This window comes from Amycolatopsis sp. Poz14, assembly GCF_006704225.1.
In the GTDB taxonomy this organism is placed as follows: Bacteria; Actinomycetota; Actinomycetes; order Mycobacteriales; family Pseudonocardiaceae; genus Amycolatopsis; species Amycolatopsis nivea.
The window spans coordinates 7929441-7948058 of the sequence record NZ_JACLHD010000001.1; the positions used below are offsets into that span (position 1 = coordinate 7929441).

At 70.1% G+C, this 18618-nt stretch carries 16 protein-coding genes; 7 read left to right on the forward strand and 9 right to left on the reverse strand.

The features are described from left to right. Positions 1-55: 55 nt before the first annotated feature. The 3 genes from FKO37_RS36765 to FKO37_RS47645 are packed head-to-tail and all read left to right on the forward strand — an operon-like array spanning position 56 to position 2920. Positions 56-802, forward strand: coding sequence for an SDR family NAD(P)-dependent oxidoreductase (locus FKO37_RS36765; protein WP_238607495.1), 747 nt, complete (start codon positions 56-58; stop codon positions 800-802). Between the two features lie 37 nt (positions 803-839). Then, positions 840-1952: an NAD/NADP-dependent octopine/nopaline dehydrogenase family protein gene (locus FKO37_RS36770; RefSeq protein ID WP_238607496.1), complete on the forward strand. Its 1113-nt coding sequence runs from the start codon at positions 840-842 to the stop codon at positions 1950-1952. Continuing rightward, complete coding sequence (locus FKO37_RS47645; protein WP_238607497.1) at positions 1949-2920, forward strand: 3-hydroxyacyl-CoA dehydrogenase NAD-binding domain-containing protein; 972 nt, start codon at positions 1949-1951, stop codon at positions 2918-2920. Before FKO37_RS36770 ends, FKO37_RS47645 begins: the two co-directional genes overlap by 4 nt. Positions 2921-2954: 34 nt before the next feature. Here the strand turns inward: FKO37_RS47645 and FKO37_RS36780 are convergent, their stop codons facing one another. After that, positions 2955-4019 (reverse strand): tetratricopeptide repeat protein, encoded by a 1065-nt coding sequence (locus FKO37_RS36780; protein WP_238607498.1) that lies wholly within the window; start codon positions 4017-4019, stop codon positions 2955-2957. A 283-nt stretch (positions 4020-4302) separates the two neighbouring features. Between FKO37_RS36780 and FKO37_RS36785 the strand changes: the two genes are divergently transcribed. The 3 genes from FKO37_RS36785 to FKO37_RS36795 all read left to right on the forward strand — a co-directional run bounded on the left by FKO37_RS36785 (position 4303) and on the right by FKO37_RS36795 (position 9369). Next, positions 4303-5502 carry a thiolase family protein gene (locus FKO37_RS36785; protein WP_037819076.1) on the forward strand — a complete coding sequence of 400 codons (1200 nt, stop codon included), beginning with the start codon at positions 4303-4305 and terminating at the stop codon, positions 5500-5502. Then, positions 5502-7610 (forward strand): 3-hydroxyacyl-CoA dehydrogenase NAD-binding domain-containing protein, encoded by a 2109-nt coding sequence (locus FKO37_RS36790; protein ID WP_238607499.1) that lies wholly within the window; start codon positions 5502-5504, stop codon positions 7608-7610. Before FKO37_RS36785 ends, FKO37_RS36790 begins: the two co-directional genes overlap by 1 nt. A 145-nt stretch (positions 7611-7755) precedes the next feature. Further along, positions 7756-9369: a PHP domain-containing protein gene (locus tag FKO37_RS36795; RefSeq protein WP_238607500.1), complete on the forward strand. Its 1614-nt coding sequence runs from the start codon at positions 7756-7758 to the stop codon at positions 9367-9369. Between the two features lie 47 nt (positions 9370-9416). On the opposite strand, the gene FKO37_RS36800 is transcribed toward FKO37_RS36795, so the two are convergent. Both FKO37_RS36800 and FKO37_RS36805 read right to left on the reverse strand, forming a co-directional pair. Then, a complete protein-coding gene (locus FKO37_RS36800) occupies positions 9417-10733 on the reverse strand; it encodes an MFS transporter (RefSeq protein WP_238607501.1) in 1317 nt (438 codons plus the stop codon). Next, positions 10730-11797 carry an MBL fold metallo-hydrolase gene (locus FKO37_RS36805; protein WP_238607502.1) on the reverse strand — a complete coding sequence of 356 codons (1068 nt, stop codon included), beginning with the start codon at positions 11795-11797 and terminating at the stop codon, positions 10730-10732. The genes FKO37_RS36800 and FKO37_RS36805 overlap by 4 nt, the downstream gene beginning before the upstream one ends. Before the next feature lie 94 nt (positions 11798-11891). Between FKO37_RS36805 and FKO37_RS36810 the strand changes: the two genes are divergently transcribed. Then, positions 11892-12809 carry a LysR substrate-binding domain-containing protein gene (locus FKO37_RS36810; RefSeq protein ID WP_051729680.1) on the forward strand — a complete coding sequence of 306 codons (918 nt, stop codon included), beginning with the start codon at positions 11892-11894 and terminating at the stop codon, positions 12807-12809. A 19-nt stretch (positions 12810-12828) separates the two neighbouring features. On the opposite strand, the gene FKO37_RS36815 is transcribed toward FKO37_RS36810, so the two are convergent. From FKO37_RS36815 to FKO37_RS36840, 6 genes are all read right to left on the reverse strand, one after another. Next, positions 12829-13230, reverse strand: coding sequence for a type II toxin-antitoxin system VapC family toxin (locus FKO37_RS36815; RefSeq protein ID WP_238607503.1), 402 nt, complete (start codon positions 13228-13230; stop codon positions 12829-12831). Further along, complete coding sequence (locus FKO37_RS36820; protein WP_238607504.1) at positions 13227-13514, reverse strand: type II toxin-antitoxin system Phd/YefM family antitoxin; 288 nt, start codon at positions 13512-13514, stop codon at positions 13227-13229. The genes FKO37_RS36815 and FKO37_RS36820 overlap by 4 nt, the downstream gene beginning before the upstream one ends. Positions 13515-13558: 44 nt before the next feature. Further along, entirely contained in the window at positions 13559-14683 is a 1125-nt protein-coding gene (locus FKO37_RS36825) for a cell wall metabolism sensor histidine kinase WalK (RefSeq protein ID WP_238607505.1), read from the reverse strand. Continuing rightward, a complete protein-coding gene (locus FKO37_RS36830; protein ID WP_009075614.1) occupies positions 14680-15351 on the reverse strand; it encodes a response regulator transcription factor in 672 nt (223 codons plus the stop codon). Before FKO37_RS36830 ends, FKO37_RS36825 begins: the two co-directional genes overlap by 4 nt. Before the next feature lie 41 nt (positions 15352-15392). Then, positions 15393-16817 (reverse strand): transposase, encoded by a 1425-nt coding sequence (locus FKO37_RS36835; RefSeq protein WP_238607506.1) that lies wholly within the window; start codon positions 16815-16817, stop codon positions 15393-15395. 234 nt (positions 16818-17051) lie between these two features. Next, positions 17052-18536, reverse strand: a complete 1485-nt coding sequence (locus tag FKO37_RS36840; protein ID WP_238607507.1) for a PucR family transcriptional regulator — start codon at positions 18534-18536, stop codon at positions 17052-17054. Positions 18537-18618: the final 82 nt, after the last annotated feature.

Below are 18618 nucleotides of genomic sequence, written 5' to 3' on the forward strand. Positions count from 1 at the left end.
GCCGGGCCTCGGCGCAAGCGACACTGCGGGCGTGGGTCGGCCAAGCGAGTCAGTTGTGATCACCGGGGCGGGATCAGGTCTGGGGCTGGGAGCGGGACTGACGCTCGCGGCGCGCGGGCATCGGGTGTTCGCCACCGTCGAACGGAACGACCAGATCGAGCCGACGCGGGCGGCGTTCGCCGAGCGCGGGCTCGCCGCGGAGGTCTCCCGGCTCGATCTGCTCGATCCGGCTGATCGCGAGGCAGCGGCGGCGCTCGACGCGTCCGTTCTGCTCAACAACGCCGGATTCGGTGCGGAAGGTCCGCTTCTGCGCACGGATTCCGCGATGGTCCGGAAGACGTTCGAGGTCAATGTCTTCGGCACGCTCGAGCTGACGCGGCTGGTCGCCGATCGGCTCGTCGCCGCCGGGCGTGGCGGGCGGATCGTGTTCGTGACGTCGGTGGCCGGGCTGTTCGTCGCGCCCGGCGCGGGTCCGTACGGGGCGAGCAAGTTCGCCCTCGAAGCCATGGCGCAGGCGGTTCGCCAGGAACTGCGGCCGCACGGGATCGAAGTCCGGGTCGTCGAGCCCGGGCCGTTTTCCACGGGATTCAACGAAAAACTCGTCGAGAACGCGCCTGCCTCGGAGCACGACTTTTCGGATTTCCTCGCGATGCAACGCGATCCGGCGCCGGCGGTCGAGACGATCGCTCGGGTGGCGGTCGAATCGGGGCCGTACCGGACGATCGTGCCGGGCGAATTCGGGGCGATCGTGCGCGAGCAGCAAGATCGGCTGTGGGCCGAGACCGACCTGGTCGATCCGTGAGAAAGTGCGACAGCACACCAGTACGAGACAGGAGCACATGACAGTGAAGATCGCGGTTCTCGGGGGCGGACACGGTTCCTGGGCCACGGTGGCGGAGCTCGCCGAGAACGGCCACGAAGTGCGCTGGTGGCGGCGGAACGCCGAGGCGCTGGAAGCGGTGCGCGCGACCGGAGCAGTGAGCGTCCGGGATTACCGAGGTTCCCGATCGGTGCCGGTGGGCGAGGGCGCCGGGGAAATCAGCCCGGTGGCGGACCTCGCCGAGGCGGTGCGCGACGCGGCCCTGGTCGTGATCCCGCTGCCGTCGACCACGCACGACGACCTGGCTCCTCAGCTCGCCCCGCTGCTGACCGAGGGCCAGGTGGTGTTCATGCCGCCGGGCACGTTCGGTTCGATGGTGTTCGCCAAGGCCGTCGCGGAGGCGGGCGGAAGTGCGGAGATCGCGTTCGCCGAAGCCGGGACGCTGCCTTATCTCGCGCGCCGGCACGGGGACGCGGAAGTGGTGATCAGCGGGTACGCGACCCGGCTGCCGACCGGGGTTTTCCCGTTGCGGCTGGCGGAAAGCGCGTTCAAGACGCTGCGCGAGGCGTACCCGAGCGTCGAGGACGCGGGCGACGGGCTCAGCGGCGCGCTGATGAACGCGGGCCCGATCATCCACCCGCCGCTGATCACGATGAACGCCGGTCCGCTGGAGCATTTCGCCGCCTGGGACATCCACAACGAGGGCACGCAGCCGTCCATCCGCAGCGTCACCGACGCGCTGGACGCGGAGCGGGTCGCGCTGCGCGAGGCGTTCGGCTACGGCGCGCCGCACTTCCCGCTGGCCGATCACTACGCCGCAGACGGCGACGAGTGGATGTACGGCCGCTCGGCGCATGAGCGGCTCACCGACAGCGGCGACTGGCGCGAGAAGATCGACCTCCACACGCATCGCTACATGGTGGAAGACACCCGGCTCGGGCTGTCGCTGCTGGTGTCCGCGGGCCGGTGGGCCGGGGTTCCGACGCCGGTCGCGGAAGGTCTGCTGGCGCTCGGTTCCGCGATCACCGGCCGCGATTTCTACGCCGAGGGACGGACTTTCGAGAATCTCGGCCTGGCGGATCTCGACCGGGCCGGGCTGACCAAGCTGCTGCGGGACGGAGTCCAGTCGTGATCGCCATCGTCGGCGCCGGGCGGATGGGCGAGGGCATCGCGCTGGCCTTCCTCGCGGCGGGACATCCGGTGCTGCTCGCGGACGTCAAGGACCGCACCGAGGAGGAACGCCAGCTCCGGCGCGACGAGGTCCGCAAGCGTCTCGCCGACCGGCTCCGCGCGATGTTCGGCCACGCGGACGCGCTGGAAAGCCTGACGCTGGGCGACCGTTCGGCGAAGGAACTCGCCGACGCGACCGTGGTGTTCGAGGCCGTGCCGGAGGTCATGGACGTCAAGCGCGAGGTGTTCGGCTGGCTCGGTTCGCAGGTGCCGGAGTCGGCGGTGCTGGCCTCGACGACGTCGACCTTCCTGGTCACGCAGATCGCGGAACTCGCCGAACGGCCGGAGCGGGTCGTCAACGCGCACTGGCTCAACCCGGCCGAGTTGATGCCGCTGGTCGAGGTCAGCCGCAGCGACGCCACCGACCCGGCCGCGGTCGGCCGGCTCGTGGAACTGCTGCGCGAAATCGGCAAGGTGCCGGTGGTGTGCGGGCCCGCCGCCGGGTACATCGTGCCGCGGCTGCAGGCGCTGCTGATGAACGAGGCCGCGCGGATGGTCGAGGAAGGGGTGGCCGGAGCCGCCGAGATCGACCTCGCCGTGCGCGCCGGGCTCGGGCCGCGGTTTTCGGTGCTGGGCCCGCTGGAATTCATCGACTGGGGCGGCGGCGACATCCTGTACTACGCCTCGCGCTACCTGACCGGCGAACTCGGCGAGCGGTTCCAGGCGCCCGCGATCGTCGAGGACAACATGACCGGCCGGCGGCGCGGCCTCCAGGACGGAGCCGGGTTCTACCGCTTCGACCAGGACGGAGTGCCCGACTACCGGGCGGCGCGGATGCGGGAGTTCGAGGAGATCTTCCGGCTGCGGGAACCGCATTTGCGGGACGGGACGCCGGTTCCGGTGCGTCCGGAGGACGAATCGGCGGAGTGATCCTTCGGCGGCCGCGGGTTCGGGCCCGCGGCCGTCAGCACTCCTTCAGCCAGCCGGTTGCCTGGACGGTGCGCGGATGGGCATCGCCGAAAACCGCTTTGAAGCCGGATACCACGGATTCCAGCTCGGCCGCGGCACCCGTTCGGTCGCCGCGTTGGGCGGCGGCTCGGGCCAGTGTCGCGCGGAGGCCGAGCACCACGGGGTGTCCGGCTGGCCAAGCACCGGCGGCCAGCACGGTTCGCGCGGAGTGCTCCGCTTCGTCCAGGTTGCCGCTCTCGACGCAGGCTTGCGCGAGGGTGCCGCGCAGGAGCAGCGCGCCTCGGCCTCGCGCTTCAACCAGAAGCTCGCGGAGCAGGTCGGCTGCCTCGGCGGCTTGCCCCGCTTTCAGCAGCACGGTCGCCAGGCTTTCCGCCAGAGCTTGCCGCTTCCCGTGCAACTCGCGCAGCGGAGCGATCGCCGCCTCCGGGTCCCCGGTTTCGGCTTGCACCACCAAACGGAGACCGCGGATCGCGTCCCGTTGCTCGTCGGTCTCGCAGAGCGAATCCTCGTCCGACAGCAGATGCTCAGCCGCCTCGTAGCGGGCGAGCGCACGCAGCACGGTGATCTTCCGGCGTCGACCGGCTCTCGTCCGAGGGTGCGCCGGGCCGAGTTCCGCTGCGCAGTAGTCGACGTGCGCCTCAAGCACCGTCAACGCGTCTTCGTACCGCGCTGCCACGCTGCACGCTTCCGCGAGGAACAGCTGGGTCTTGAAGGTCGCGGGCTGGCGCGCGCCCCACGTTTCCTCGAACAGCTCCGCGGTGCGTTCCAGCAGCGGGATCGCCTCTGCCGGACGGCCCTGCGACGTCTGGCACCACGCCAGATTCGCCCACGCGGCAAGGGTGTTCGGCTCGCGCGGACCGAAGACGTCCGTCAACGCGGGCACCAGGTCCGCGTAGTGCCGTTCGGCGGCGGGCCAGTCCTCGTTCTTGACCAGCGACTGGCCCAGCAGAAGCCGCCGACGCAGGTTCGGCACGCTGTTCGGGTTGCGCGCCTTCGCGAGGGCGGACTGCAGCGCGGCGACCTCGTCGGCCGGCTCTGGCTTCGTGCGGAAGAGTCCCACTTGGACAGTCTGCCTGCTGCGCCGTTCAATCCTTCGGCAACCACCCGGATGCTTCGACGGCATCCGGATGCTTCGGACCAAACGCCTCCGCAAGCAGCAGCCGTGGCCGGGTCGTCAGGGCCGCCCCGCGAACCCGGGAGTGTGCCGTCCCCCACTCGACCGGGCCACTCCCCTGGTTACCCACCGGTAACAAGGGCTAGGGTGCGGGACAGGAACACTCTCGACTTCAGGAGCATTCGTGGCCGCACCAGCAACGCCGCCGCTCGCGCCCACCGCGCGAGGGGTGCGCAATGTCGTCTTCGTCGAAGGGGTACGCACGCCCTTCGGCAAGGCGGGCGACAAGGGCATGTACGCCGGGACCCGGGCGGACGACCTCGTCGTCAACGCCATCCGCGAGCTGCTGCGGCGGCATCCGGAGCTCCCGCCCGAGCGCGTGGACGAGGTGGCGATCGCCGCGACGACGCAGATCGGCGACCAGGGCCTGACCATCGGCCGCACCGCCGCGCTGCTCGCCGGGCTGCCGAAGTCCGTGCCGGGCTTCGCGATCGACCGGATGTGCGCGGGCGCGATGACCGCGGTGACCACCACCGCGAGCGGCATCGGCTTCGGCGCGTACGACATCGCCATCGCGGGCGGCGTCGAGCACATGGGCCGCCACCCGATGGGCGAGGGCGTCGACCCGAACCCGCGGATCGTCGCGGACAAGCTGGTCGACCCGACCGCGCTCGTGATGGGCCAGACCGCGGAGAACCTGCACGACCGCTTCCCGGAGATCACCAAGGAGCGCACGGACGCGTTCGCCGCGCGCAGCCAGGAGCGCTACGCCGAGGCCGTGAAGACCGGCAAGATCGGGCCGGAGCTGGTTCCGGTGGCCACGCGCAGCAAGGAACTCGGCTGGGGCCTCGCGACCGAGGACGAGCCGCCGCGCCCGGGCACGACCGTCGAGCAGCTGGCGAAGCTGAAGACGCCGTTCCGCCCGCACGGCCGGATCACCGCGGGCAACGCGGCCGGGCTGAACGACGGCGCCACCGCGGCGATCCTCGCCGACGAAGACACCGCGCGCGAGCTGGGCCTGCCGATCGGGATGCGGCTGGTCGGCTACTCGTTCGCGGGCGTCGAGCCGGAGGTCATGGGCATCGGCCCGGTGCCTGCCACCGAGAAGCTGTTCAAGCGCACCGGCCTGTCCATCGACGACATCGGCCTGTTCGAGATCAACGAGGCGTTCGCGGTCCAGGTGCTCGCGTTCCTCGACCACTTCGGCATCGCCGACGACGACCCGCGGGTCAACCAGTGGGGCGGCGCGATCGCGTGCGGCCACCCGCTGGCCTCGTCCGGCGTGCGGCTGATGACGCAGCTGGCGCGCCAGTTCGCCGAGCGGCCGGACGTGCGCTACGGCCTCACCACGATGTGCATCGGCATCGGCATGGGCGGCACCGTGATCTGGGAAAACCCGGCCTACAACGGCTCTGAGGGGGCGAAGTAATGACTTTCACCGCTGAAGAGGCGAAGGCCGCGTTCCCGGACGAGGTGGTGACCAACGCGGTCACGAACCTGGTCAAGGTCCCGGGGCTGGACAAGCCGGTCGCACTGATCACGTTGGACAACGGCCACGACCACACGCGGCCGAACACCTTCGGCCCGCAAGGTCTCGTCGCGCTGAACGCCGCGCTGGACGAGGCGTTCGCCGCCGAGCCCGCCGCGATCGCGGTCACCGGCAAGCCGTTCATTTTCGCCGTCGGCGCGGACCTTTCCGGCGTCGAGGCGGTGTCGGACCCGAAGCTGGCGCGGGAGATCGCGCAGACCGGGCACGACGTGTTCCGCCGGCTCACCGAGTCGAAGATCCCGACGTTCGGGTTCGTCAACGGCGCGGTCATGGGCGGCGGGCTCGAACTCGCGCTGTCCTGCCACTACCGGACGCTGTCGGAGAACACCGCGGCGATCGCGTTCCCCGAGGTGTTCCTCGGCCTGTTCCCGGGCTGGGGCGGCACGCAGCTGCTGCCGAACCTCATCGGCCCGGACGCCGCCGTCACCGTGATCATCGAGAACGCGCTGGCGCAGAACAAGATGCTGAACGTGCGCAAGGCCGCCGAACTCGGCATCGTCGACGAGGTCTTCGGTTCCGCGGACTACCTCGAGCAGTCGCTGCTGTGGCTGGCGAAGGTGGTCAACGGCGAGATCACCCCGGCTCGCCGGGAAATCGACCGCGGCGCGGAGTGGGACGCGGCGATCGCGCGGGCCAAGTCCATCGTGGACGGTCGTACGCACGGTGCGTCGCCGGGCGCGACCAAGGCCGTCGAGCTGCTGGAGCTGGCGCGGGAGAACGACCTCGACCGCGGTTACGCGGCGGAGACCGACGGGCTCGCCGAACTGCTGATGTCGGACGTGCTGCGGGCCGGGCTGTACTCGTTCAACCTGGTCAACAAGCGGGCGAAGCGGCCGGCCGGCGCGCCGGACAAGTCGTTGGCGCGCAAGGTGAACAAGGTCGGCATCGTCGGCGCGGGCCTGATGGCCAGCCAGCTGGCGCTGCTGTTCGTGCGCCGTCTCAAGGTGCCGGTGGTGCTCACTGACGTCGACCAGGCGCGCATCGACAAGGGCGTCGGCTATGTCCACGAGGAGATCGACAAGCTTCTGGCCAAGAAGCGCGTGTCCCCGGACGGCGCGAACCGCCTGAAGGCGCTCGTCACCGGCTCGCTCGACAAGGCCGCGTTCGCCGACGCGGACTTCGTGATCGAGGCCGTGTTCGAGGAGCTGGGCGTGAAGCAGCAGGTGTTCGCCGAGCTGGAGCAGCACGTCTCCCCCGAGGCGATCCTGGCCACGAACACCTCGTCGCTGTCGATCACCGCGATGGCGTCGAAGCTGCAGCACCCGGAGCGCGTGGTCGGCTTCCACTTCTTCAACCCGGTGGCCGTGCTGCCGCTGCTGGAGATCGTGCGCGGCGAGAAGACCGACGACGCGGCGTTGGCGACGGCGTTCTCGGTCGGCAAGCAGCTGAAGAAGTCGAGCGTGCTGGTGAAGGACGCGACGGCGTTCGTCGTGAACCGGCTGCTGCTGCGCTTCCTCGGCGAGGTGCTGGTGGCGGTGGACGAGGGCACGCCGTTCGACGTGGCCGACTCCGCGCTGGAGCCGCTCGGCCTGCCGATGTCGCCGCTGAACCTGATGCAGCTCGTCGGCCCCGCGATCGCGCTGCACGTCGGCGAGACGCTGCACGGCTCGTTCCCGGACCGCTTCACCGTGAGCGAGAACCTGGACAAGTTCGTGAAGGCGGGCAAGAAGGGCGTCTGGACCTGGGACGCGACCGGCACGCCGTCGGTCGACCCGGAGGTCGCCGCACTGTGGACGCAGGGCGACCAGCCGTCCACCGCCGAGCAGGTCCGCGACCGCGCGCTGAACGCGATCGCCGAAGAGGTCCGGATCATGCTCGACGAGGGCGTGGTCGCGGAGGCCCAGGACATCGATCTGTGCCTGATCCTCGGCGCGGGCTGGCCGTTCTGGCTGGGCGGCATCACGCCGTACCTCGACCGGGCGGGCGTGTCCGAGCGGGTCAACGGGAAGCCGTTCCTGTCCCAGGGTGTCGCTTCGGTTCCGGCGTAACGCCTTGGCGGAGCCGCCCTGTTCCGTGCAGGGCGGCTCCGCCGTGAACCCGGACACACCGAGCGCTTCGTGACCTTCTGAGCACCAGCCGTTCACCGCTGCCCCATAGCGTCCTGCCGAATCATCGGAGCAGGTCAGGAGCAGGATGAACAGCACGAACCCGGACGGCGTCGGCCGTCGCGGATTCCTCAAGCGCGCGGGACTGGCCGGCGCGGTCGCGGCCGGGGTCCCGGTGCTGACCTCGGGCCAGGCCGACGCGGCGGGCCTCGATCTGGGGCTCGACCTCGGGATCGATCTCGACTGGCTGTTCGGCCGCCGCTACCAGTGGGTCGTCGGCGATCACCACACGCACAGCCAGTACTCGTACGACGCGATGTACACCATCGACCGGATCGCGTCCGGCGCGCGCGAGCACGGCGCGAAGTGGATCGTTTTCACTGATCACGGGCACGCGACGCACGAGAAGTCGTCGGTGGAGCCGACCAGCCGCGACGTGCTCGCCGCGCAGCGCAAGCATCCGGATCTGCTGCTGTGGCAAGGCATGGAGTGGAACGTGCCGGGCGCGGAGCACGCGACCTTGTTCTTCCAGGCCGGCCGCGACCAGGCCACCGTGCTGCGCGAATTCGAGCGCGGCTTCGACTGGCGGCTGACGGGTTCCGAATCGTCCAGCCCGGAGCACGAAGCGCTGGCGCTCAAGGGTTTGCGGTGGCTTGCCGAGCAGGAACGCAAGCGCCGGATCCACGCGCCGGTCGTGCTGATCAACCACCCGCTGCGCAACGGCCGGGTGTCACCGCACGAACTGCGCAACTACCGCGACACCGCGCCCGGAATCGTGATCGGCATGGAAGGCGCGCCCGGTGCGCAGGCCGACGGATTCCCCAAGCCGCAAGGCAATGGCGGCGCACGAGGCGGCTACGCCAACAACCCCGGCGCGGATTCGTGGCCCGGCTTCCCCGCCGAGGCGTACCGCACGTTCGGCGGCTGGGACTGGACCACGGCGAAGGTCGGCGGGCTGTGGGATTCCCTGCTGGCCGAAGGAAAACCGTGGTGGATCACCACGAACTCCGATTCGCACTACAACCGCGGCGACCAGCTGGTGCGCCCGGCGGTGCCGGACGGCTGGTACGAGCAGACCGGCAAGTACCCGGACCCGGTCGACAGCGGGGTCCCGCAATTGTCCGCGCCGTACGCGGATTTCTACCCCGGAGAGTTCAGCCGCACGGTGGTCGGCGTGTCCCGGCCGGGCTTCGAGGGCGTGCTGGAAGGCCTGCGCGCGGGCCGGATTTGGCTGTCCCACGGCGGTTTGGTGCAACAGCTGGAAGTCGGCGTGCACGGCAGCGGCGACTGCGCGACGTTCGGCGGACGGCTGCGCGTGCGCCGGGGCTCGACGGTGACGGTCGCGGTTTCCGCGGTGACCGCATACCGGCCGAACGGGTCAGGTTCGGTGCCGCGCCTCGGCCGGCTGGACCTGATCTCGGGCCCGGTCACCGGCCCGGCGGCGGATCGCGACACGATGACTGCGCCGGGTACGCGAGTGGTCGAGTCGTTCACACCTTCGCGCGGCTACGCAGGACGGCGGGTGACGTTCAAGCACACGTTCCGCAACGTACGGGAGCCGTTCTACGTCCGGGTGCGCGGAACGGACGGGAAGCGGCACGTCGCGGGCGGGATCGAGCCGGCGATGGACGTGATCGGGCAGGCGAACCCGTACGAAGATCTGTGGCTGTACGGGAACCCTACGTTCGTCGACGTCCACTGAGGACAGTCAGGCAGGCGCGGTTCCGGCCGCGCCTGCCTGCTCAGCCGTCACTCCGGGAGATCCCGGCCTTTCCCCTCGCGGGTGCACAACACCGCCGCCAGACAGACGACAAGCGCCCCGATCCACACCATGCCCAGCAGCGTCGTCCCGCCCCCTGCCGTCAGGACCAGGCTGGCGGCGATCGCCGGGGTGAAACCCGCCCACAGGGTCGAGGCGCCTTGGTAGCACAGGGAAGCTCCGGTGAATCGCACCCGCGTCGGGAACAGTTCGGCGAGGAACGCCGCGTACGGACCGAGAACGACACCCTGGAGCCCCTGCCCGACAGCCACCGCCACGGCGTAACCGAGCGCCGACCCGCTGCCGACGAGACGCAGCATCGGGAAGGCGAACGCCATCATGGCGACGATCCCGGCGACCATCACGGGTTTGCGGCCCACCCGGTCCGAGAGCAGCGCGCTGCCCACGGTGGCGCCGAACATGAGGACCGCCGCCCAGGTCTTGGCGTTGAGCACGGCGGTGCGGTCGGCTCCGTGGCCCACCGCGAAATCGACGGCCCACATCGTGGCGATGCCCATCATGCCGAACATGGCCAGCCCGGCGAACAGGCCGAGGACGACCTGGCGGGAGTGCCCGGCGAACACCTCCGCCAGCGGCATCCGGCGTTCCGCCGCCTCGGCCTGGAACCGCCGGAACAGCGGGCTTTCCTCGACCGAGGACCGCACCCACAGCCCGACCGCGACCAGCACGAGGCTGAGCAGGAAGGGGATCCGCCATCCCCAGCTGAGGAAACTCCGGTCCGGCAGCAGGCTGGCGAGCGTCACCGCGCCGCTGGCCAGCACGGCGCCCGCGGGGCCGCCCAGGTTGGCGAAGCTGGCGGCGAACCCGCGTTTGCCGCCGGGCGCGTGTTCGAGCGCGATGGTCATCGCTCCGCCCCATTCGCCGCCGACGGCGAAGCCTTGCAGCACCCGCAGCACGATCAGCAGCGCCGGTGCGGCCGCGCCGATCTGGGCGCTCGACGGGAGCAGTCCGATCAGCGTGGTGGCCAGGCCCATCGTCAGCATCGACACGACGAGCACGCGTTTGCGGCCGAGCCGGTCGCCGAAGTGCCCGAAGACGATCCCGCCGAGCGGGCGCGCGGCATAGCCCGCCGCGAGGGTGCCGAAGGAGGCGAAGGCGGCGAGACCGGGTCCCAGGCCGGTGAAGAAGACGTGCCCGAACACGATCGCGGCGGCGGTCGCGTAGAGCACGAAATCGTAGAATTCGATGGCGCTGCCCAGAAAACTGGACGCCAGGACCCGCCGCAGGTGCTTGCGGCCGAGCCCGTCGACGAGAGCGGGTGCCTCTTGGGCGGAGTTCGCGGTCACGCTTCACCGACCGGCTGCGGGACACGGGATCCGGCCCGCGCGAAACTGATCACCTGCAAGTCGTCGGGCACCAGGACCGGGCCGTCGTAGGTGTCCCGCGCGCCACGCCAGACCGACGGGTCCGCGTCGCCGGGAACGAGGTGGTGCAAGGCCAATGCCCGCGCGCCTGCCTCGGCGGCCACTCGCCCGGCTTGCTGCGGCGAACTGTGCGACTTGTGGTGGTGCTGTTTGGCCGCACGCGCGACTTTCGGGTCTTCGTCGGCGTAGCTTCGCTCGACCCAGTCGAAGTCGATCGCTTCGTGCATCAGAAGGTCGGTGTCCTCGGCCAGCCGGACGAGGTTCTCGCAGTAGGCCGTGTCGCCGGAAATCGTCACCGATCCCCCGTCGGTGTCGAACCGGAACGCGAACGCCGGCGCGACCGGAGGATGCCGCACGAGCGTCGCGGTGACACGCACGAGTTCGTCCCGGTAGACCTCGAACGGCTCCATTCCGGACGGGCAAGGGTTGTCGTTCGGGTGATAGCCGATGCCCTGGGGCACCGCGATGTCGCTGGCGGTGAAGAAGCTCAGCGGGGACGGCCGCAGCGAGTCGAGCATGCGGTCGGTCAGGTCGGTGCTGTAGGCCTGCAACAGCTTCGTCACCATCTCGGCAGTGCCGGGCGTCGGGTTGTCCGGGAACGCCGGACGAGGTGCGACGTCCGCGACCGGCGAGACCGGCGGCAGCGCGCCGCGGTTGCCCGGCCCGAGGATCGCGACCGGACGCTGCCGCGGGCTCCGCATGGACATGAAGCCGAACACGGTCAGCGCCGCCAGGTCGACGGTGTGGTCCGAATGCAGGTGCGTCAGGAAAACGCCGCGCAGCGACCGGAGCGGGATGCCGGCCCGGCTCAGCTGCTCCCCCGCGCCCTGCCCGCAGTCGACCAGGTACGCGGCGCCGCCCACGACGACCGCGGTGGCGATGCCGGACCGGCGCGGACCGGGGCCGGAGCCCCACCACCTCGGCCCGCCCGCGGTGCCGAGCGCGACGGCGTGCGGCGGGGCGGATTCTGGGGATTCTGGCTGCATGCGGACCTCCACGTTGAGCAAGTCCGGCTCAGTATGGGAGGCTCCCGATCTCAGGAAAAGCCATAAAAGATGCGGATCTTTTTAAGAAGAACTGATGAAGGAACTCACTCTCAGACAGCTCCAGTACTTCGTCGCGGTGGCGGAGAAAGGGTCGATCAGCGACGCGGCCCGTGCTCTGCACGTCTCACCCGGGGCCGTTTCGCAAGCGCTGACCGACCTCGAGTCCAGCCTCGCCGTTCAGCTGACCCTGCGCAGACGAGCCACCGGCGTCACGCTCACCCGCGCCGGACGGCTCGCCGCGGACCAGGCACGCGCGGTGCTCGCCGAGACCGACCGGCTGCGCGACACCGCGCACGTCATGCGCGGCGAGTTGGTCGGCACGCTGCGGATCGGCTGCTTCCCGACGCTGTCGCCGTGGCTGCTGCCGAGCATCATCGAGCACTTCCTCCGCGAACATCCCGCGCTGCGCCTGGAGATCGCCGAAGGCCCGTCCGACGAACTCCAGCGGCAACTGGCCGACGGCGACATCGACGCGTGCCTGATGTATTCCGCGCATCTGCGCCGCGGACTCGACCACGAACGCATCGCCCCGGTCCGGCTGCGCCTGGTGCTGCCCGCGAACCACCGCCTCGCCGGCCGCGACGAGATCGCCCTCGCCGAACTCAGCGCCGAGCCCGCCGTGCTGACGTCCCTGCAGCCCGCGCGCGATCTGGTCGAGAACCTGATGCGGCACGTCGGCGTCGAACCGCGGGTCGGCTGGAGCATGTCCAACGTCGACACCATCCGCGCGATGGTCGCGCGCGGGCTCGGCTATTCGCTGCTCATGGGGAGACCGCACGGCGACCTCAGCTACGACGGGCTGCCGCTGATCTACCGGCGCATCGCCGACGACTTGCCCGAGAACGCGGTCGTGCTCGCCCGGGTCCGCGGCAGCAAACCCACGGCCGCGCTCGCCGAGCTCACGGAATTCTGCCTCCGGGAGTTCGGGACCGAAGGCCGTCCAGTCCAATGAGGACAGTCGACGGCCGTGCTCAGACCTCGATGACGGTCAGCAGCCGGTCGAGCCCGGCGAAGTCCTTGAGATTCCTGGTGAGCAACGGGATCTGGTGCGCCGCCGCCGTCGCCGCGATCTGCAGGTCCATCCGGCGGGGACGCGGATCCCGCCCGAACCGCCGGACCAGTCCCGCACCCGTTCCGTACATCTTGGCTTCGTCGACGCCGAACGGCAGCACCGCGAACTGGTCGAGAACACGGCGGTAGCGCTCGATCCGTTCCGCGAGCCGGACCGGATCGTCGGTGACGAGGCCGTAGGCCAGCTCCGCGACGGTCACCGAACTGACCGCGGGCACCGAGGACGCGTACGGGCCCAGATCGATCCGCTCGAGATCGATGACCACCGAAGTGTCGAGCAGCACCCGGGACGGAGCGGTCACTGGTCTTCGCCGGGATCGCCGATGCGGTCCGGCCCGAAGACAGCGTCGTCGGCTTCCCGCTCGCGACGCCATTCGGCGCTGTCCATCGGCGGCAGCCCGCGGAAAGCTTCCTGGATCTCGCCGAGCGTCCGGTCTCGCCGCGGCTCCTCCGGGGCGCGGTGCGGCACCAGGTCGGCTACCGGCTTCCCGTTGCGGGTCACCACAAACGACTCGCCCGCTGCTACGCGACGCATGATCTCCGCGTTGTCGTTGCGCAGCTCTCGCTGGCCGATTGCGTACCCCATAGGCAGGAGTGTAGCAACCTTTTCTCTCATGTGCTACATAAGTGCTACACCGACGGCAGCCGCACCGTCACCGCCAGCCCGCCGCCGACCACTGGCTCCGCGGACACCGTCCCTCCGTGGGCCTGCACCGCCGCCCGCACGATCGAAAGTCCCAGTCCCGCACCGGAACGCGCCGTCCGGGCCACCCCGGCGCGGCGGAACGGCTGGAACAGTTCCGGGACCGCCGCCGGGTCCAGCAGCCCGCCCGACGAACGCACCCGCAGCGTCGACCATTGCGCGCCCGGCTCCGTCGTCACCTCGATCCAGCCGCCGTCGACGTTGTGCCGCACCGCGTTCTCGACCAGGTTCCCGGCGATCCGTTCCAGCAAAGCCGAATCCCCGATCGCGGGCGAGGGCTGCATCGCGAAATCCGCGCGCAGGCCGCGTTGTTCGGCCTCGCCGCGGACCGCGGACCAAGCCCGTTCCACGAGCACGGTCAGGTCGACCAGCTCCCGCGTCACCAGACCGGCTCCGTCGGTCCTGGCCAGCAACAGCAACGAGTTCACCAGCTGTCCCGCCCGGTTCGTCGCGTCCAGCACGACCCCGGCCATCCGGCGGAATTCGGCCACGTCGGCGTGTTCGTCGGACAGCGTGACGTCCAATTCCGTGCGGATCACCGACAGCGGCGTGCGCAATTCGTGGCTCGCGTTGGCGACGAAATGCCGCTGCGAATCGAACGCGTCCTGGAGCCGGTCGAGCATGTCGTCGAATGTCCGCGCCAGCTCGGCCAGTTCGTCGCGCGAGCGGATCTCGCCGATGCGCTCCCCCATCGACTCGATCGACAGCCGCCGCGCGGTCCCGGTGATCTCGCGCAGCGGCCGCAGCACGCGGGAGGTGAAGGTCCAAGCCAGGATCGCCGCCGCGGCCACCACGAAACAGAACGCCAGCGAGCCGAAGATCAGCACCCGGGTGACCGCGTGCTGACGCAGGTGCTGCGCGAGCGTGGACGCGTCCACGTCGATGCCGTCGACCCGCACGATGGTGCCCGGCGGCATGTGCGGCACGGCGTCGACGGCGTCGCCGACGAGCGTCCACGCCAGCCACAGCAGCAGCAACCCGGCCGCGGCGACCAGGACGGTCGCCAGGACGGTGACGCGCACCCGCAGGCTGCGGGCGCCGGGAAGCTTCACTCGGAACCGGCGACCGACACCCGGTAGCCCGAGCCGACCACGGTCTCGATGATGCCCGGTTCGCCGAGCTTCTTGCGCAAGGTCATCACGGTGACCCGGACCGTCGTGGTGAAGGGGTCGGCGTTCTCGTCCCACACCCGTTCGAGCAGTTCCTCGCTGCTGACCACGGATCCGCCCGCGGACAGCAGCACCTCGAGCACGCCGAACTCCTTGCGGGTCAGCTCGACCGGCCCGCTCGCGCGCCGGACGGTGCGCTTCGCCGGGTCCAGCTCGACGTCGCCCGCGGTGAGCAGCGGCGGAGCGGCGGGCGTCGCGCGGCGGCCCAGCGCCCGCACGCGCGCGACCAGCTCCGGGAACGCGAACGGCTTGGCGAGATAGTCGTCCGCGCCCAGGGACAGCCCGTCCACCCGGTCGGACACCGAACTGCTCGCGGTCAGCATCAGCACGCGCGTCAGCTCGCCGGACGTCACGATCTCGCGGCACAGGTCGTCGCCGGACATCCCAGGCAGGTCGCGGTCGAGCAGCACCACGTCGTACCGCGTGACGGACGACTTCTCGTGCCCGTCGTCGCCCGTGAGCGCGATGTCGACGGCCATGCCCTCCCGCCGCAGCCCGCGGGCGATCGCGTCGGCCAACGGCTCTTCGTCTTCGACTACCAGAACTCGCACCAGACCACAATCCCATAGTTTCCTGAGAGCACCTGAGAGAGTCATGCAACGCGTGGATGAGCGTTTGCTTCCGCCGCTGAAGCAGCCGGCGCGGGTGCGACTCGTGGCACCATGGTGTTGCGTCGCTGAACCACATCGGCAAATCTCAGTCCCCAGCGGGCCTGGAAGTCGTTGTCGAGTGCGGTCAGGATGTGTCCACGAGGCCGGTCGAGCCAGTGCCGGTCGAGCTGGGAACGTCCCAGGATTGTGCGGGCGCCGCCGATGTCGGCGTGGACGATTTTTCCGCAGAACCGGCACCGAAAGATGTCCTGGGTTCGGCGGTTGCCAGGGTGCGTGTATCCGCAGCCGTCGCATTCGCGGCTGGTGTGGGCAGGATTGACTTCGACAGTGGACAGTCCCGTGTCTTCACGCAAGGAATCGAGCTTGGCTCGCACAGCCCCGCGTCCCGCGACGGTTATCAGACGGCGCATGCGGCGGGAGAGCTGGCCTTGCCGCACCATGCCTCGCAGGTCCAGCCGTTCGACCGCCAGCGTCGAGATCGCGGGGTCGGCCGCGATGCGGTTGAGGCAGCGGTTGGTTTCGTTGGTGACGAACTCGCGGATGTCGTTGACCAGCGCCCGATAACGCCGGGAGTTGCCGAGCTTGATTCCGTTGCGCTGCAACGCCGCCGCCAAAGGCTGCAATCGGTCGTCGTACGCACGGAGCCGGGCGAGAAAGCCACGTCCGCGCAGATGGCCGTCGCTGGTGGCCAGCAGTGTTGAGAGACCCCAGTCCACGCCGACAGTGCGTCCGCCTTCACGTGGTCTGGCGACGGGGGTATGGACAGCCAGCCGGTAGGTCACGGTGCCGTCCTCCGCAACTCGAACCTGGCAGTGGCTGGCCAGCCGCGCATCCGGTGTGGCGAGGCGTTCGAGGAAGGCACGGTGAGCGTGCAGCGGAATCCGCACCGGCTTGCCCGCCCGCAGCGTGGAAATCCGCACCCAATAGTCGGCGTGCTCCCTTTCGGAGGTCTCCACGGCGGCTATTTTACCGTCCATCACCATCGTGCGGACCCGCCGCAAATCCGGATGCCGGACACGAGTCCTGGCCTGTTTGAAGATACGGCGGGCCAGCCTCAGCACCTCTGCCGGGATACTGCTTTTGCCGGAGATCGCCACCTGCTCGCCGGTCGCGGGAGCATGCCATGCGTGTGCTTTGTTGAGGTAGAACAGGTCGCGCTTGCACGCGGCTGAAAGAGCGGAGCGAGCGACTGTTCGACGGAACTCGTTCTCGCAACTGCCCAGCCACGAACGGTGCGCCGCGATCGCCTGCGCGACGACCGAATCCCACTGGCGCTGCGACAACCCGCCGCCCCATGTTTTGGCGTCGATCCACCGCGGCAGCTTTCCTGTGGTGAAGAAGATAGCGACCGCTTCGGATTGCGCTCGGCCCAGACCGGCTTGCCACCGCGGCAACAGAGCTGCCACTTGAGCGTGCTTGCCCTCGTTGGCACTGGAATGCAGCCGAAACGAACGGACAACAGTCACGATGTCTCAATCCTGCCTTCCATGATCTCGCTGACGCATAGCGGGTTCTGCGCCGATCGGCGCAGTTCCTGCTAAAAAAAGCTCGTTTTCCGGTCTTGAACAGATTTCACGCGGTCCGGCATGCGACCGAGTTCCGGTGGACCAGCACACAATACCGGAGGGGGACGCTCGCGTTCAGCCCCACCGCAACGCGAACCACAGCCGCATTCGCGTTTCCGGGTCGGCCAGTTCGACGCCCAGCGCCCGTTCCACCTGACCGATCCGGTGCCGCACGCTGTTGCGGTGCACGCCGAGTTCGGCGGCGGTCCGGTCCCAGCTTCCGTGGTTCGCCAGCCACGTTCGCAGCGTCGGCACCAGTTCGCGGCTGTGCGCGCGATCCAGTTCTCGCAGCGGGGCCAGCAGACGTTCGGCGAACGCGCCTGCCGCGGCGGGCGGGATCAGTTCGTCGAAGCCGAGCGGGTCGGCGCTGGCGGCCAGCGGACGGGCCAGCGCGCGGGCGCGGGCGAGCAGCAGTTCGGTTTCCGCGACGGCGGCGGGCAGGTTCGCGGCGGGGTGCGGCGGGCTGGCGACCGCGAGCCAGCCGTGGTCCAGGAGACCGTCCAGGTCGCTGGGTTCGCCTGCGATGGCGTAGAACCGGGGGCCGGGCAGGACCTGGACCAGCGGGGTGTCGAGGCGGGCGCGCAGCCAGTCCGGCCGCCGGGCGAGCGCGTCCGGACCCTTTCGGTGGGCGATTCCGGCGACGAGCCGGGCTTGATCGCTGCCGACGACTCCGGCGAGCGCATCCGCGCCGGGACCGCCGAGCAGCAACGCTGTCGCCGCGGCACCGAGTTCCGCGCTGTCCGATCCGGCGCGGCCGACGAGGCCCAGCAGCGCCGCGCCGACGGCCAGGATCGCCCGGTCTCCGCTGTCGAACCGTTGCGCCCGGCCGACCACGACCAGGTGCGCCGCGGTCGCCTGCGGATAGACCGGCTGCGCGACAACATGCGTGCCGTCCGGCAATTCAGTGGAGGCGATGCGGATTCCGGAGCGAGCTCGCAAGGTCGCGAGCAATTCCTTCACCGGCGACGGCAACGGTTGCGGCGCGTCGTAGCCCGCCGCCAGTACGTCCCCGGCACCGACCATCGCGACCCACCCGCGCAATCGTCCGGCGAGCGCGGCGACCAACTCCCCCAGGCCGCCGCCAGCGGCTCGCGTCAGCGCTTCGCGGCCTTCCGCCAGTCGCCGTTCTTCATGCCGCCCGGCTTCGGCGAGCGCGACCGCGACGGCGCGGTTGATCGCCAGGAACGGCGTCGCGGGCGGCACCACCAGCAGCGGCAGGCCGTGCTCCGCGCAGGCGTCGCGCAGCGAGGACGGCAGAGTTTCCGAGACCGTCGGGGTGAGGCCGAAACCGAGCGCGGTGACGCCCGCGTCGCGCAGCCCTCGGACGTACCGGTCGGCGTCCTTCGGCAGGTTCACGCCCGCGGTGAGCACGAGTTCGGCGCCCACCAGGTACGGCGCGGGGTCGGCCAGTTCGCTCACGTGCGCCCACCGCACCGGCCGGTCCAGCGCGCCCGGACGGAGCGTTTCGGGCACGACGTCGAGCGCCAGCTCCGGGTTGCCCGCGACGGTGCGTAGTGGAACTGTCACCTCCGCGGGCAACAGCACGTCCTGGTGGGTCATTTCAACCAATCTCCGGCGAAGTCCTGGATACATCGTCCCATGCCGCCGCGGGGTCGCCCGACCCTACGGTGTCCCGCAAGAA

What these genes read in the sequence shown, in the direction of transcription:
- FKO37_RS36805 (WP_238607502.1), bottom strand. Translation starts at nt 11,797, where the DNA reads ATGCAGCCAGAATCCCCAGAATCCGCCCCGCCGCACGCCGTCGCGCTC.
- FKO37_RS36840 (WP_238607507.1), bottom strand. Translation starts at nt 18,536, where the DNA reads ATGACCCACCAGGACGTGCTGTTGCCCGCGGAGGTGACAGTTCCACTA.
- FKO37_RS36770 (WP_238607496.1), top strand. Translation starts at nt 840, where the DNA reads ATGACAGTGAAGATCGCGGTTCTCGGGGGCGGACACGGTTCCTGGGCC.
- FKO37_RS36790 (WP_238607499.1), top strand. Translation starts at nt 5,502, where the DNA reads ATGACTTTCACCGCTGAAGAGGCGAAGGCCGCGTTCCCGGACGAGGTG.
- FKO37_RS36820 (WP_238607504.1), bottom strand. Translation starts at nt 13,514, where the DNA reads ATGGGGTACGCAATCGGCCAGCGAGAGCTGCGCAACGACAACGCGGAG.
- FKO37_RS36810 (WP_051729680.1), top strand. Translation starts at nt 11,892, where the DNA reads ATGAAGGAACTCACTCTCAGACAGCTCCAGTACTTCGTCGCGGTGGCG.
- FKO37_RS36795 (WP_238607500.1), top strand. Translation starts at nt 7,756, where the DNA reads ATGAACAGCACGAACCCGGACGGCGTCGGCCGTCGCGGATTCCTCAAG.